This is a genomic window from Streptomyces sp. NPDC053665 (assembly GCF_055585285.1).
Map to the genome: position 1 here is coordinate 178,615 of NZ_JBVJKK010000008.1, position 14,000 is coordinate 192,614.

At 72.7% G+C, this 14,000-nt stretch carries 13 protein-coding genes; 7 read left to right on the forward strand and 6 right to left on the reverse strand.

Features of this window, described 5'->3' with window-relative positions; all coding sequences use genetic code 11:
* Window positions 1-10: 10 nt before the first annotated feature.
* Window positions 11-1,210 (reverse strand): glycerophosphodiester phosphodiesterase, encoded by a 1,200-nt coding sequence (locus ACZ6ZN_RS28870; protein ID WP_469650722.1) that lies wholly within the window; start codon window positions 1,208-1,210, stop codon window positions 11-13.
* 384 nt (window positions 1,211-1,594) lie between these two features.
* On the opposite strand from ACZ6ZN_RS28870, the gene ACZ6ZN_RS28875 reads away from it, so the two are divergent.
* On the forward strand, window positions 1,595-2,269 hold the full coding sequence (locus ACZ6ZN_RS28875; RefSeq protein WP_398110646.1) for a lysophospholipid acyltransferase family protein: 675 nt from the start codon (window positions 1,595-1,597) through the stop codon (window positions 2,267-2,269).
* 300 nt (window positions 2,270-2,569) lie between these two features.
* On the opposite strand, the gene ACZ6ZN_RS28880 is transcribed toward ACZ6ZN_RS28875, so the two are convergent.
* The 4 genes from ACZ6ZN_RS28880 to argH all read right to left on the reverse strand — a co-directional run bounded on the left by ACZ6ZN_RS28880 (window position 2,570) and on the right by argH (window position 7,311).
* Window positions 2,570-4,099 carry an MFS transporter gene (locus ACZ6ZN_RS28880; protein ID WP_469650725.1) on the reverse strand — a complete coding sequence of 510 codons (1,530 nt, stop codon included), beginning with the start codon at window positions 4,097-4,099 and terminating at the stop codon, window positions 2,570-2,572.
* Entirely contained in the window at window positions 4,096-4,647 is a 552-nt protein-coding gene (locus tag ACZ6ZN_RS28885; protein WP_469650727.1) for a TetR/AcrR family transcriptional regulator, read from the reverse strand. Before ACZ6ZN_RS28885 ends, ACZ6ZN_RS28880 begins: the two co-directional genes overlap by 4 nt.
* 86 nt (window positions 4,648-4,733) lie before the next feature.
* A complete protein-coding gene (locus tag ACZ6ZN_RS28890; protein ID WP_469650730.1) occupies window positions 4,734-5,705 on the reverse strand; it encodes an aldo/keto reductase in 972 nt (323 codons plus the stop codon).
* A gap of 169 nt (window positions 5,706-5,874) precedes the next feature.
* Complete coding sequence (argH, locus tag ACZ6ZN_RS28895) at window positions 5,875-7,311, reverse strand: argininosuccinate lyase (RefSeq protein WP_398110642.1); 1,437 nt, start codon at window positions 7,309-7,311, stop codon at window positions 5,875-5,877.
* 245 nt (window positions 7,312-7,556) lie between these two features.
* On the opposite strand from argH, the gene ACZ6ZN_RS28900 reads away from it, so the two are divergent.
* The 6 genes from ACZ6ZN_RS28900 to ACZ6ZN_RS28925 all read left to right on the forward strand — a co-directional run bounded on the left by ACZ6ZN_RS28900 (window position 7,557) and on the right by ACZ6ZN_RS28925 (window position 13,277).
* Window positions 7,557-8,426 (forward strand): hypothetical protein, encoded by an 870-nt coding sequence (locus tag ACZ6ZN_RS28900; protein WP_469650732.1) that lies wholly within the window; start codon window positions 7,557-7,559, stop codon window positions 8,424-8,426.
* Between the two features lie 138 nt (window positions 8,427-8,564).
* Window positions 8,565-9,152, forward strand: a complete 588-nt coding sequence (locus ACZ6ZN_RS28905; protein ID WP_469650735.1) for a pyridoxamine 5'-phosphate oxidase family protein — start codon at window positions 8,565-8,567, stop codon at window positions 9,150-9,152.
* A gap of 3 nt (window positions 9,153-9,155) precedes the next feature.
* On the forward strand, window positions 9,156-9,854 hold the full coding sequence (locus tag ACZ6ZN_RS28910; protein ID WP_469650737.1) for a L,D-transpeptidase family protein: 699 nt from the start codon (window positions 9,156-9,158) through the stop codon (window positions 9,852-9,854).
* A 127-nt stretch (window positions 9,855-9,981) separates the two neighbouring features.
* A complete protein-coding gene (locus tag ACZ6ZN_RS28915; protein ID WP_398110638.1) occupies window positions 9,982-11,364 on the forward strand; it encodes a ferredoxin reductase family protein in 1,383 nt (460 codons plus the stop codon).
* Between the two features lie 40 nt (window positions 11,365-11,404).
* Window positions 11,405-12,481, forward strand: coding sequence for an FMN-binding protein (locus ACZ6ZN_RS28920; RefSeq protein WP_469650740.1), 1,077 nt, complete (start codon window positions 11,405-11,407; stop codon window positions 12,479-12,481).
* On the forward strand, window positions 12,474-13,277 hold the full coding sequence (locus tag ACZ6ZN_RS28925; protein ID WP_469650743.1) for an FAD:protein FMN transferase: 804 nt from the start codon (window positions 12,474-12,476) through the stop codon (window positions 13,275-13,277). The genes ACZ6ZN_RS28920 and ACZ6ZN_RS28925 overlap by 8 nt, the downstream gene beginning before the upstream one ends.
* A gap of 176 nt (window positions 13,278-13,453) precedes the next feature.
* Here ACZ6ZN_RS28925 and ACZ6ZN_RS28930 read toward each other — a convergent pair whose 3' ends face one another.
* Entirely contained in the window at window positions 13,454-13,999 is a 546-nt protein-coding gene (locus ACZ6ZN_RS28930; RefSeq protein ID WP_469650745.1) for an arginine repressor, read from the reverse strand.
* Window position 14,000 lies beyond the last annotated feature (1 nt).

Sequence of the window (14,000 nt, forward strand, 5' to 3'; positions counted from 1 at the left end):
GTTGACGCGGTCAGCGGTTGCGGAAGTCCTCACGCGCCAGCAGGCCGGTGTCGGGCTGGTCGGTGAAGACCCCGTCGATGCCGGTCGCGAAGTACGCCCGGTAGGCGCCGAAGACGTCACCGTAGGCGTCCACGTCCGTGCCCTTGCGGAACTCGGCGGGCAGGAAGGGGTTCTCGTTGCGCAGGGTGTAGGGGTGCAGGATCAGGCCCGCCTTGTGCGCGTCGGCGACCAGCGTGGTGGGCTGGGTGAGCCTGCCCTGCGCGTCACGCGGGATCACCAGGTCCAGGGTGGGTCCGATGCCCTGCGCGTACGAGGCGATCTCGCGCAGGCCGGCCGGCTTCACGAGATCGGCGACGGTGCGCGGGTCGCCGGTCTCGACGAAGTCCCAGGGGCGGGAGCCGGCCGACGACAGCAGGACGACCAGGGGGTTGTCCACGAGCTCGTCGAGCCGCTGGACGCTCGTCGGCTCGAACGACTGGAGCACGACCGGGGAGTTCCGCCGGTCCTTGCGGTGCCGGTGCAGCACCTTGGCGACGCGCTCCTCCAGCGGCAGGCCCTGCCGGCGGAAGTAGGTGGGGTGCTTGAGCTCGGGGTAGATCCAGACCTGCTTGCCGCGCCTGCGGGTCTGCTCGTCCTGCCAGCGCAGGACCTCCTCGAAGGTGGGGATCTCCCAGCGGCCGTCGTAGAGGGTGTTGTGCGGGCGGTTGGCCGGGATGCGCTCGACCGCGCGGAGCGTCTTCAGCTCGGCGAGCGTGAAGTCCTCGGTGAACCAGCCGGTGGTGGAGACGCCGTCGAGGACCTTGGTCTTCCTGCGCCCCGCGAACTCGGGGTGGTCGGCGACGTCCGTAGTGCCGCCGATCTCCGGCTCGTGACGGCACACCAGATGGCCGTCCCTGGTGGGGACGAGGTCGCCCGCCTCGACGATGTCGGCCCCCATGTCGAGGGCCAGCTGGTACGAGCCGAGGGTGTGCTCGGGGCGGTAGCCGCTGGCGCCGCGGTGGCCGATGATCGTCGGCTTGGGCAGACCGCCCAGTCCGCCGCCGTGCCGGGTTCCGTCGGCTCTGGCCGTACCGGCCATGCCGAGGACCGCTCCGCCGGCGCCCAGCACCGCCGCACCGAGCAGCGCCCGCCGTCCGGTGCGGGCCGTGTCCCCGGTCGTGTCCCCGTTCGACTCGCGGTTCGACTCGCGGTTCGACTCGCGCGTTGCCATGAGCGCCTCCTGACCGTCGTCCTCGTCCGTGCGGGCCGATCGTAGGGGCGCGTACATGACGGACGGGAGACCGCGGGCGGAACACGCGGGTGACGGGGGATGTCACCGAGGCCGGTGGGGGCGGTGAACTGACGGTTCGTCGCATCCGGGCCGGTTCGGCCGCGTCCTTCCGGGAACGCGAAGGGGTGTGCCCGGAGGCGATGTGTGTCACACCCTCCGGCGCCTCACGCACCGTCGACGGCGCGTCACCGCAGGTGAAGCCGCGTCAACAGTGCGTAAGGTCTCGGTTAAGTCGCCGTGCCCGATGTGCGCGACCACGGGCCCCGCGAGTATCGTCCTCACCTGCACAGACTCATATCGCATCCCTTGACACCGGAGGGTCCGTTGTCCCGCTTCGAGCTCATCAAGGCAGTGCTCGGCCCGATCATGCGGCTGATGTTCCGCCCCCAGGTGGAGGGCGCGGAGCACATTCCCGGCGACGGTCCGGTCATCCTGGCGGGCAACCACCTCACGTTCATCGACTCGATGATCCTTCCGCTGGTCTGCGACCGGCAGGTCGTCTTCATCGGCAAGGACGAGTACGTGACCGGCAAGGGCTTCAAGGGCCGGCTCATGGCCTGGTTCTTCACCGGTGTCGGCATGATCCCGGTCGACCGCGACGGCGGCCGGGGCGGTGTCGCCGCGCTGATGACCGGGCGCCGGGTGCTGGAGGAGGGCCGGATCTTCGGGATCTACCCGGAGGGCACGCGCTCGCCCGACGGACGTCTGTACCGCGGGCGGACGGGCATCGCCCGGCTGACGCTGATGACGGGTGCGCCGGTCGTGCCGTTCGCGATGATCGGCACGGACAAGCTCCAGCCGGGTGGGGCCGGGGTGCCGCGGCCGGGCAAGGTCACGGTGCGGTTCGGTGAGGCGATGGAGTTCTCCCGGTACGAGGGGATGGACCGGGACCGGTACGTGTTGCGTGCCGTGACCGACTCGGTGATGACCGAGGTCATGCGGCTGTCCGGGCAGGAGTACGTGGACATGTATGCCAGCAAGGCGAAGGAAGCGGCGTAGTTTTTTGGGCGAGGTCGGGGGCGGGGGCGCCGGCCGTCGGTGCCGGTGAGCGGTGGTTCGGCGGGGGCGGGGGCGGGTGCGAGTGCCTCGGGCTTTTCGCGCAGTTCCCCGCGCCCCTGAGTGCGCCGTTTCCCCGCGCTCCTCGGCTTCGACTGCCGGTGCGTGGGGGTTTTCGCGCAGTTCCCCGCGCCCCTGAGTGCGCCGTTTCCCCGCGCCCCTCGGCTTTGGCTGCCGGTGCGTGGGGGTTTTCGCGCAGTTCCCCGCGCCCCTGTCCTCAGGGGCGTTTCGGCGGTCGGGGGGTCAGGGGTGGTCTGGCGTGGTTTCCAGGCGCTGGTGGCGTAGCAGGAACCAGGCCGCCGCCGCCGTGGCCAGCAGGACCGCCGCCCCGACGCCCGCCGCGAGGGCCAGCCCGTCGACGAAGGACGTGCGGGCCGCGTCCAGCATCGCGGCGGCGGTGTGGGCGGGCATGTGCCCCGCCGCCTCGACCGCGCCGCCCAGCGACTCGTGCGCCGCGTCCGGCGTGCCCGCAGGGCCGGTGAAGTCCCGGTAGACGGCCGTCACGATCGAGCCCAGCGCGGCGATGCCGAGGGCGGCGCCGAGTTCGTACGCCGTCTCGGAGACCGCGGACGCGGCACCGGCCTGCTCCTTGGGCACGCTGGAGAGGATCACGTCGGCGGTCACCGTGAAGGAGAACCCGGCGCCGACGCCGACCACCAGCAGCGCGCTGCCGAGCAGCGGGTAGCCGGTGGACTGGTCGACCACGGTCAGCGTCGCCAGGGCCAGGCCGATCGCCGCCAGGCCTCCGGAGACGACGGCCCGGACGGAGTAGCGGCGGGCCGCACGGCCGGCGATCAGACCGGCCACCACCGCTCCGACGGCGGCGGGCAGTTCGGCCAAACCGGCCTCCAACGGACGCCTGCCCTGCACGAGTTGCAGGTACTGCGACAGGAAGAACACCAGTCCGGACAGGCCGAGGATGGTCAGCAGGTCGGCCAGGACGGCACCGCTGAAGCCGCGGTTGCGGAACAGCCGCATGTCCAGCAGCGGCGCCGGGAGCCGGAGCTGCCGGCGGACGAAGCCGTAGAGGGCGGCGGCGCCCAGCAGGCCCGCGGCCGCCGGGCTCCACGCGATGCCGTGGGTCGCGGTCTCCTTGACGGCGTAGACCACGCCGATCATGCCGACCAGCGACAGCACCACGCTGACCAGGTCCCAGGGGCCGGGGTCGGCCGTACGCGACTCGGGCAGCAGCTTGATGCCGACGAGGACCAGGACGGCCATCACGGGCAGGTTGATCAGGAAGACCGAGCCCCACCAGAAGTGCTCCAGCAGGAACCCGCCGACGATCGGGCCGACGGCCGTGCCCGCCGAGGCGGTGGCACCCCAGATGCCGACGGCGAGGCTGCGCTCGCGCGGGTCGTGGAAGAGGTTGCGGATCAGAGCGAGCGTGGCCGGCATCAGGGTCGCACCGGCGACACCGAGCAGCGCCCGGGCGACGATCAGCGTCTCGGGCGTGGTGGCGTAGGCGTTGAGGACGGATATCGCGCCGAACGCGGTGGCGCCTCCGAGCAGGATCCGCTTGCGGCCGATCCGGTCGCCGAGGCTGCCCATGGACACGAGCAGGCCGGCGATGACGAACGAGTAGACGTCACCGATCCACAGCAGCTGCGTGCCGGAGGGCTCGAGGTCCTCACTGATGTAGGGGGTCGCGAGACCGAGGACGGTCGCGTCGACGGCCACCAGCAGTACGGCGAGCACCAGGACGCCGAGCGCGAGCCACCGGCCCGGACGCTTCACCGCCTCCGTCTCGGCCGCCTGCAGGGTGCTGGTCATGATTCCTCTCTTCTGACCGCGCCGCCGAGCAGCAGCTCGACGATCATGTGCTGGAAGTCCTTGGGTGCGCCCTTGCCGCTCTGCACCAGCCAGGCGCCGGAGGCCAGCAGGCCGTACAGCGCCTCGGTGAGCCAGGCGGGCGTGAGGTCGATGCGGAACTCGCCGCTGAGCTGGCCGCGCCGGAACAGGGCGGAGATCCGGTCGTCGATCTCGGTCCAGCCCGCGTTCTGCTCCTCGCCCTCGAACAGCTGGTTCTCGGTGTAGAGGAAGGCGAGCAGCCCCGCGGCCGGTTCGATGGCGCCGATCAGCCGGCGTACGGCCTCGCTCGCCGTGCCCTCGTCGAGCCGGGCCGCCCGCAGCGCGGCCTCGCACTCGGCGATGCCCAGCGACTCCAGGGCGCGGACGAGCGCGTCCCGTCCGGCGAAGTGCCGGTGCAGGGTGGCGCGGCTGATCCCGGCGGCCTTGGCGACCTCGTCCATGGTCGCGGTGGACTTGCGGGTCAGCAGGGCGGCGGCGGAGCGCAGCACGTGGTCGGGATCGACAGGCATGAGACAACCATACACCGAATGAGACATCAATGTCTCACCACGGGCAGGCGTGACTCATGCCGGTGCGGTTCCGTCCGGCGCGGGGATCAGTGCCAGGGCAGCTGTCCGCGGCGCTCCCAGTAGGCCCGCGGCTCCTCGGCGAGTCCGGCGAGGCGGTCCAGCTGGTCGTCGTCGAGGTCGACGACCGCCGCGTGGAGGTTCGAGGCGAGCTGGGCGGTGGTGGCGGCGCCGGACAGGACGACCCCGGCCCAGGGCCGGCGCAGGATCGTCGCCAGCGCCACCGCGTCGCAGCCCAGCCCGGTCCGGGCGGCGACCTCCCGGAGGGCGTCCGGCGCGTGCGCGCCCGCGAGGCGGCCGTTGGCCATGCCCTCCTTGACGATCACGGTGAGTCCCGCGGCGTGCGCCTCGGCGAGGGCGGGACCCGCGGAGGTCTCCAGCGCGTTGTAGGTGGACTGGACGGTGCGGAAGAGGGGCTCGCCGTCGACGGTGACGGAGAGGGCGGCCCTGATGGCGTCGGCCTGGGCGGGCCCGCTGGTGGAGAAGCCCACGGTCAGGCCCTGGGCGGCGGCCTCCGCGAGCCTCGCGTGCAGTTCCTTGTCGGTGAGGGCCGGGCTGTCCGGCGTCACCGAGTGGATCTGGTAGAGGTCGAGCCGGTCGCCGAGCAGGGCGTCGGTCTCGGCGCGCTGCCGTTCGTAGGTGGCGAGGCCGTGGTCCTTGACCTCGTGCGTCTCGGCGTCGGTGGACCAGTCGGCGGTGTAGGTGTAGCCCCACTTGCTGCCGACGACGACGTCGTCGACGGCGGGCCTGGCCTCGAGCCAGCCGGCGAGGAACTCCTCGGAGCGGCCGTAGGAGCGGGCGACGTCGAAGTAGCGGACGCCCTGGGCGTAGGCGGCGTCGAGGAGGTCGTGGGTGCGGGACCGCAGCGCGTCGACGCTGCGGTCCGCTCCGAGGTCTTCGTCCCGGCCGAGGTTGATGTAGCCGGGGCGCCCGACGGCGGCGAGGCCCAGTCCGATGTGGCAGGTGGGGGTCGTCGCGGTCGCCAGTCGCGCGAAGGGCATCGCGGGCTCCGTTCGGTCGGGTCCGGTACGGCTCCCGACCAACGTACCCGCGATGCCCTTCGGCGCTCGCGATCGGAGTCCGGCTCGAGCGGTGGTTCGGCGCGCGCGGGCTCGCCGCGGCCTGGCGCGCCTCCGCGGCGCAGCCGCACACCGCTACCGCCCCGGGCCTCTAGAGGGCGCTGCCCTTGGCCAGCGCCCACTCGTGCTGGATCGCCAGGTCCGCCTTCACCTCGGCCAGCTGGACGGCCACCGCGCTCGGGGCCGTGCCGCCCCTGCCGTTGCGGGAGGCCAGGGCGCCGGCGACGTTCAGGACCGTCCGCACCTCGGGCGTGAGGTGGGCGGAGATCTTGGCGAACTGTTCGTCCGTCAGGGCGTCCAGCTCCTTGCCCTCGGACTCGGCGACCTTCACGCACTCACCCGCGACCTCGTGGGCCACACGGAAGGGCACGCCCTGCTTGACCAGCCACTCGGCGATGTCGGTGGCGAGGGAGAAGCCCGCCGGGGCCAGCTCCTCCATGCGCTCGCGGTGGACGGTGAGCGTGGCCATCATGCCGGTGAAGGCCGGCAGCAGAACCTCCAGCTGGTCGATCGAGTCGAAGACCGGCTCCTTGTCCTCCTGGAGGTCGCGGTTGTAGGCGAGCGGGAGGGCCTTGAGCGTGGCCATCAGGCCCGTCAGGTTGCCGATCAGGCGGCCGGACTTGCCGCGCGCGAGCTCCGCGATGTCCGGGTTCTTCTTCTGCGGCATGATCGACGAACCCGTGGAGAAGGCGTCGTGCAGGGTCACGAAGGAGAACTCCTTCGTGTTCCAGATGATGACCTCCTCGGCGATCCGGGAGAGGTCGACCCCGATCATCGCCGTGATGAAGGCGAACTCGGCGACGAAGTCCCGCGAGGCCGTCCCGTCGATGGAGTTGCCGGCGGACCCGTGCTCGAACCCCAGGTCCTTCGCCACCGCCTCCGGGTCCAGCCCCAGGGAGGAACCGGCCAGGGCACCCGAGCCGTACGGCGACACGGCCGTCCGGGCGTCCCACTGGCGCAGGCGCTCGGCGTCCCGGGAGAGGGCCTGCACATGGGCGAGGACGTGGTGGGCGAAGAGGACGGGCTGGGCGTGCTGGAGGTGCGTGCGGCCGGGCATCGCCACGTCGGGGTGCGCCTCGGCGAGGCCGACCAGCGCGTCCTGCAGCTCGGCGATCAGCCCGCCGATGACGCGGGCGTGGTCGCGGAGGTACATGCGGAAGAGGGTGGCGACCTGGTCGTTGCGGGAGCGGCCGGCGCGCAGTTTGCCGCCGAGGTCCGCGCCGAGGCGCTCCAGCAGGCCGCGCTCCAGGGCGGTGTGGACGTCCTCGTCGGCGACCGTGCCGACGAACGCGCCCGAGGCGACGTCGGCCTCCAGCCGGTCGAGCCCGGCGAGCATGCGCTCCAGCTCGTCCTCGGTGAGCAGGCCCGCCGTGTGCAGGACGCGGGCGTGGGCGCGCGAGCCGGCGATGTCGTAGGGCGCGAGCCGCCAGTCGAAGTGGACGGACGCGGAGAGCTTCGCCAGGGCCTCGGCGGGGCCGTCGGCGAAACGGCCGCCCCAGAGCCGGACATCACCGCTGTTGCTGCTCACCTGCTGTGCTCCTCTATGGGTTCCTGCCCCCGGGGTGAGCGCGTCACCGAGCCGGGATCCGTATGCATGAGTATGCAGTGGTCTGCATGTTTCGTCAATTCACCGGAGGGTGGCGGGTCGGTGAAGTCGCCCGCCGGGAAATCCGGCGCTCCTTTGAACGCGAGAAACCGCTTACCCGTACCTCTCGCCGAGCGCAGGCGCCGCGCTCCCCACACCGACGACACCGACCCTAGTGAGGCACCCCCATGTCCAGGGCTCTTCCGAAGTGCAACAAGCGCCGCGTCACCCTCATCGGCGGCGCCGCCGCGGTGGCGCTGTCCGGCACGGTGATCGCCGGGTTCGCCCTGGCCGGGGAGACGTCCAAGGGCAACGGGAACGCCGCCCGCACCCTGGCCGGTCCGGGCACGATCAGCTGCCCGGACGTGCGCTCCCAGCTCCCCGCCGTCCCCGCCTCCGCCCGGGCCGAGGTCGACCGCAACCTCGCCCTCCTCGACACCCAGCTCCGCGAAGCCAACACCCGCCTCGCCGACACCGTCGGACAGGGCGGGCCCAACTTCGTCCAGAACGCCATCCTCGGCCCCCTCGAGGACAAGCGCGTCGCCACCGTCAACCGCATCGCCACCGCCATCGGCCGCACCGCCGCCAAGCCCCAGGGCCTCGACACCCTGGCCGCCTGCACGCTCAACGGCGCGGGCAACGGCGCCGGCAACGGCCAGGCCGGCAAGCCGCAGACGGGCGGCGGCACGGGCAACGCCGGGAACGCGGGCAATGCCGGGAACACAGGCAGTACCGGGAACACGGGCAATGCCGGGAACGGCCGCGCCGGGACGATCAGCTGCCCGGACGTGCGCTCCCAGCTCCCCGCCGTCCCCGCCTCCGCCCGGGCCGAGGTCGACCGCAACCTCGCCCTCCTCGACACCCAGCTCCGCGAAGCCAACACCCGCCTCGCCGACACCGTCGGACAGGGCGGACCCAACTTCGTCCAGAACGCCATCCTCGGTCCCCTCGAGGACAAGCGCGTCGCCACCGTCAACCGCATCGCCACCGCCATCGGCCGCACCGCCGCCAAGCCCCAGGGCCTCGACACCCTGGCCGCCTGCACCCTCACGAAGTGAGGTGACAGGCGCCGCGGCCGCCCCGTGGGAGCGCCGGCCGGGGCGGCCGCGGTCGGGGACTGCGCGGGGTCCGGCAGAGGTGACCGGATCCCGCAATTCATTAGACAGCCAAACTAACTACACCCATAATGGCTGGACATGGGAAAGACACATGAGCGCATAGACGGCCGGCTCCGCTCGTTCATCGAGGCACAACCGGTCTTCTTCACCGCCACCGCACCCCTGTCCGCCGACGGCACGGTCAACCTCTCCCCCAAGGGCCTCACGGGCTCGTTCGCGGTGCTGGACGAGCACACCGTCGCCTACCTCGACTTCGCCGGCTCCAACGCCGAGACCATCGCCCACCTGCGGGAGAACGGACGGATCACCCTGATGTGGTGCGCCTTCCAGGGCCCGCCGAACATCGTCCGGGTGCACGGCAGGGGTGAGCCCGTCTTCCGCGACGACCCCCGATTCGGGGAACTGCTCGCCCGCTTCCCGGGCATCGACCCCTCTCCGCACGGCCTGCGCGCGATCATCGTCGTCACCGCCGAACTCGTCCGCGACACCTGCGGCTACGCCGTCCCCTTCATGGCGTACGAGGAGGACCGGGATCTGCACGGCAAGCGGTTCGCCCGCGAGGACGACGCCTCGCTCGACGCCTACTTCACCAAGAAGGAGTACATCGCCACCAGCCTGGACGGGCTCCCCGGGCTGCCGCTGCCGCTGCCGCCCTCTACGGTCTGAGGCATGCGCCCCGGTGCCGTCGCCCTCGCCGTCTCCTCCCTCCTCCTGCTCGGCGCCGGGCCGCCCGCCCCCGCTCCGCTGCCGGCCCGGATGGCGCACACCGGCGGCGGCACCCAGCTGATCACCGCCGTGGCGGCGGGCACCGCCTCGACCACGGGCACCGTGACCTGGTGGGACCGCACGGCGGGCGGGCGCTGGGTGCGGGCCGGCTCCGCCCCCGCGCGCTTCGGGGCGAACGGCCTCACCGAAGGCTCCACGCGCAGACAGGGCACGAACACCACCCCGACCGGGGTGTACGGCCTGCCCTACGCGTTCGGCATCGAGGCGGCCCCGCGCGGGACCCAGTACCCCTACCGGCGGGTCCGCCAGGACTCCTGGTGGTGCCAGGACAACGACTCCCGCTCCTACAACCGCTGGACCGAGCCCCGCGCGGCCGACTGCCGGGCGGCCGAGTCCGAACACCTCGTCACCTACCGCACGCAGTACGCGCACGCCCTGGTCGTCGGCTTCAACTACGACCGCCCGGTGCGCGGTCGCGGGGCGGGCATCTTCCTGCACGTCCACGGGCGTGGGGCGACGGCCGGCTGCGTGTCCGTCTCCAAGGACGCGATGCGGCGCCTTCTGCTGTGGGCCGACCCGGCACGGCGGCCGCACATCGCCGTGGGGACGGCGAGCGGGCCGACGGCCGTCACCGGTCTCTGACGGAACGACGGCCGAGCGGGAGTCACCCGCGGTCATGGCGGTGCGCACACGGCTCCCGGCCGGGCTGAACACTCCCGTGCCCCCGCACGTATCTGTGGGCCAAGGGTCAAGTCCCCACGGAGGAACCGTGACCACCACGCTCGCAGGCGGACGTGCCGCCCGCCGCCAGACGATGCGCCGCATCCGCCCGCGCCGCTCCCCGGCCGTCCCGCTGCTGATCGCCCTGTGGGCCGGCGCGGCGGCCGTGCTGTGGCTGTGGTGGGACAACACGCCGTCCCTCGCCGACACCACGAGCAAGATCCTGGCCGCGGGCCGCATCACCGGCCTGCTCGCCGGCTACCTCATGGCACTGGTGGTGCTCCAGATGGCCCGGGTGCCCGCACTGGAGCGGCGGGTGGGAACCGACCGGGTCGCGCGCTGGCACGCCATGACCGGCCGCTACACGCTCTGCCTGGTCCTCGCCCACGTCTTCCTCATCATGTACGGCTACGCCCTGCAGGCGGGCAAGGGACTCGGCGACATCGTCCAGCAGACGACCGACTCCATCGACCAGCTGCCCGACATGGGCAAGGCCGCCATCGGGACGGGTCTGCTGTTCCTCATCGGGATCCTGTCGATCGGCGGGGTGCGCCGGCTGATCGGCTACGACACCTGGTACCACGTGCACCTGCTGACCTACGCGGCCGTGTACCTGACGTTCTGGCACCAGATCACGACCGGCAACGAGTTCGCCGTCGAGCCGGCCGCGAAGACCTTTTGGTACGGGCTGTACGGGGTCGTGACGGTCCTGGTCCTCTGGTACCGGATCCTCACGCCGATCCGGCTGAACCTGCGGCACCGCATGCGCGTCGAGGCGGTCATCGAGGAGACGCCGGGGATCGTGTCGGTGCTGATCGGCGGGCGCAGGCTGCACCGGATGGGCGCGGAGGCCGGGCACTTCTTCCGCTGGCGGTTCATGGCGCCCGGGATGCGGTTCAGCTCGCACCCCTACTCGCTGTCGGCGGCGCCCCGCCCGGACATGCTGCGGATCACCGTGAAGGCGATCGGCGACCACACCGAGCGGTTGCGGGACCTCACCCCCGGCACCCGGGTGTGGGCGGAGGGCCCCTACGGCGCCCTGACCGCGCAGCGCCGCAGCCGCGGCAAGGTGCTGCTGGTCGCGGGCGGCGTGGGCATCACCCCGATGCGGGCCCTGTTCGAGACGCTGCCCGGGGCCTCCGGCGACATCACCCTGCTCTACCGGGCCAACAGCACCCAGGACCTGGCCCTGTGGGGCGAGCTGGCCGCGATCGCCGACGAGCGCGGCGCGCGGCTGATGTACGCGGTCAACAGCCCGGACGGGGAGCGCCCCGACATCTCCGCCGAGTCCCTCCAGCGCAAGATCCCCGACATCGGCGACCACGACGTCTTCATGTGCGGGCCGCCCGGCTTCGCGCAGACCGTCTACGAGGCACTGCGCGGCGCGGGAGTCCCCGCCCGCCGTATCCATCACGAGTCGTTCGAGATGTGAGCGACGGGACACCACCAGCCCTTCAGGAGTTTGGGAAACCATGAGGAAGAGTCACCCGGTCCGGCGTGCCGTGCTCGCCGGCGCAGCCACCGTCTCCGGGATCGTGCTGCTGCTGTCGCTGAAGCCGGCCACCGACCCGGGTTCCGCCCAGGCGGCGGGCGGGCAGGTCCCCCCGGCGGCCGCCGGGCAGGCCCCGCAGGGCGGGGTGAACGGCGCGGTCACCGGGGACGCGGCGCAGACGCAGTACGGCGCGGTGCAGGTCCGCCTGACCATGAGCAACGGAAAGATCACGCAGGCGGAGGCCGTGCAAGCGCCGAAGGGCGGCCGCAGCGACCAGATCACGGCCGACTCGGTGCCGCGCCTGAACCGCGCGGCCGTGGCCGCGCAGAGCGCCGACATCGACGCCGTCTCCGGGGCCACCTACACCAGCGCCGGGTACAAGAAGTCCCTCCAGTCCGCCCTCGACAAGGCCAAGGCGCAGGGCGGCGCGGAGCCGGGCTCCGGGCAGGCGCGGACGGTCACGGGTGACGTCGCGCGGACGGAGTACGGGCCGGTGCAGGTCCGGGTCACCGTCACGGGCGGGAAGATCACCAAGGCCGAGGCGGTGCAGGCGCCCAAGGGCGGCCGCAGCGACCAGATCACCTCCTCCTCCGTCCCCCGCCTCAACCAGGCGGCCGTCGCCACCGGCAGCGCGGACATCGACTCCGTCTCCGGGGCCACCTACACCAGCGCCGGATACAAGAAGTCCCTCCAGTCCGCCCTCGACAAGGCGAAGGCGCAGGGCGGCGCGGGCGGAGGCGGCGGGTCCTCGCAGGCCGCGGGCGCGGGGGGCGGCCAAGCGCGGACGCAGGTCCTCACCGGCAGCGCCGCGCAGACCGAGTACGGGCCGGTGCAGGTCCGGGTCACCGTCACGGGCGGGAAGATCACCAAGGCCGAGGCGGTGCAGGCGCCCAAGGGCGGCCGCAGCGACCAGATCACCTCCTCCTCCGTCCCCCGCCTCAACCAGGCGGCCGTCGCCACCGGCAGCGCGGACATCGACTCCGTCTCCGGGGCCACCTACACCAGCGCCGGGTACAAGAAGTCCCTCCAGTCGGCGCTGGACCAGGCCGGTGGCTGACACCGTGGCCGGCTCCGCTCAGGCTCCCGCCGCGGTGCGTCATGCCGAGGAGGCGATGGGGACCGTCTTCTCCTTCGACGTCCGCGGCGGGGAACCGGCCGTCGTGCGCGCGGCCCTGGACGAGGCGGTCGCCGGGCTGCACCGGGTCGACGAGGTGTTCAGCACGTACCGCGAGGACAGCCAGGTCTCCCGGCTGCGGCGGGACGAGGTGGCGGTCGGGGACTGCGACCCCGAGGTCGCGGAGGTGCTCGCCCTGGCCGCCGAGGCGGAGCGGCTGAGCGACGGCTGGTTCAGCACGACGTACGAGGGCCGTCTCGACCCGACTGGCATCGTCAAGGGCTGGGCCGTGGAGCGGGCGGCGCGGCGGCTGGCCGAGGTGCCCGGGGTGTGCGGGGTGAACCTGAACGGTGGCGGCGACGTGCAGCTCCTCGGCACGCCGGGGGCTCAGCGGCCCTGGCGGGTCGGGGTGGCCGACCCGCTGCGGCCGGGAGGTCTGGCGGCGGTCGTCTCGGCGGCCGGGGCCGAGGAGCTGTCCGTGGCCACCTCGGGGACGGCGGAGCGGGGGGCGCACATCGTCGATCCGCGCACGGGCCGTTCGGCGGTGACGGACCTGGTCGCCGTGACGGTGGTGGCGCCCCGCCTGACCTGGGCGGACTGCTGGGCGACGGCGGCCTTCGCGATGGGCTCGCGCGCGGGCCTGGCCTGGCTGGAGTCCCTGCCGGACGTGGAGGCGCTGCTGATCACGGCCGGCGACGAGGTGCGCTGCACCGGGGGGCTGGCGGCGAGGCTGGGGTGACGCCCCGAAGGGGCGCGGGGAACTGCGCGACCAGCCACAGCCCACCCGCACCCGCACGGCGCCCCTCAGTGACCGTCTGCGCCGACCCACCGCCCCAGGGGCGCGGGGAACTGCGCGATCGGCCACAGCCCACCCGCACCCGCACTCGCACTCGACTCGCACCCGCACGACAACCCTCAGTTGCCGTTCTGCGCCAGCCTCAGCAGATGGTCGGCCAGGGCCTGCCCGCCCGTCGGCTCCCTGCTGATCAGCAGCAGCGTGTCGTCGCCGGCGATGGTCCCCAGGATGTCGTGCAGTTCGGCCTGGTCGATCGCCGAGGCCAGGAACTGCGCGGCCCCCGGAGGAGTGCGCAGGACCACGAGGTTCGCCGAGGCCTCCGCGGAGATCAGCAGCTCCTGCGAGAGCCGCCGCATCCGCTCCTCCTTCGCCGACCCGCCGAGCGGCGCCCGCGGGGTGCGGAAACCGCCCTCGCTGGGCACCGCGTAGATCAGGTCGCCGTCGGTGTTGCGGATCTTCACCGCGTTCAGCTCGTCCAGGTCGCGGCTGAGGGTCGCCTGCGTGACGGTCAGCCCGTCGTCGGCGAGCAGCTTGGCCAGCTGGCTCTGCGAGCGGACCGGCTGCCGGTTGAGGATGTCCACGATCCGGCGGTGGCGTGCGGTGCGGGTCTGCGGCACGGCGGGCCCGTTCGCCCCCGGCTGCTCGTGGTCCTGCGCCTGGCTCATC

What these genes read in the sequence shown, in the direction of transcription:
- ACZ6ZN_RS28870 (WP_469650722.1), bottom strand. Translation starts at nt 1,210, where the DNA reads ATGGCAACGCGCGAGTCGAACCGCGAGTCGAACCGCGAGTCGAACGGG.
- ACZ6ZN_RS28880 (WP_469650725.1), bottom strand. Translation starts at nt 4,099, where the DNA reads ATGACCAGCACCCTGCAGGCGGCCGAGACGGAGGCGGTGAAGCGTCCG.
- ACZ6ZN_RS28885 (WP_469650727.1), bottom strand. Translation starts at nt 4,647, where the DNA reads ATGCCTGTCGATCCCGACCACGTGCTGCGCTCCGCCGCCGCCCTGCTG.
- ACZ6ZN_RS28890 (WP_469650730.1), bottom strand. Translation starts at nt 5,705, where the DNA reads ATGCCCTTCGCGCGACTGGCGACCGCGACGACCCCCACCTGCCACATC.
- ACZ6ZN_RS28900 (WP_469650732.1), top strand. Translation starts at nt 7,557, where the DNA reads ATGTCCAGGGCTCTTCCGAAGTGCAACAAGCGCCGCGTCACCCTCATC.
- ACZ6ZN_RS28905 (WP_469650735.1), top strand. Translation starts at nt 8,565, where the DNA reads ATGGGAAAGACACATGAGCGCATAGACGGCCGGCTCCGCTCGTTCATC.
- ACZ6ZN_RS28910 (WP_469650737.1), top strand. Translation starts at nt 9,156, where the DNA reads ATGCGCCCCGGTGCCGTCGCCCTCGCCGTCTCCTCCCTCCTCCTGCTC.
- ACZ6ZN_RS28920 (WP_469650740.1), top strand. Translation starts at nt 11,405, where the DNA reads ATGAGGAAGAGTCACCCGGTCCGGCGTGCCGTGCTCGCCGGCGCAGCC.
- ACZ6ZN_RS28930 (WP_469650745.1), bottom strand. Translation starts at nt 13,999, where the DNA reads ATGAGCCAGGCGCAGGACCACGAGCAGCCGGGGGCGAACGGGCCCGCC.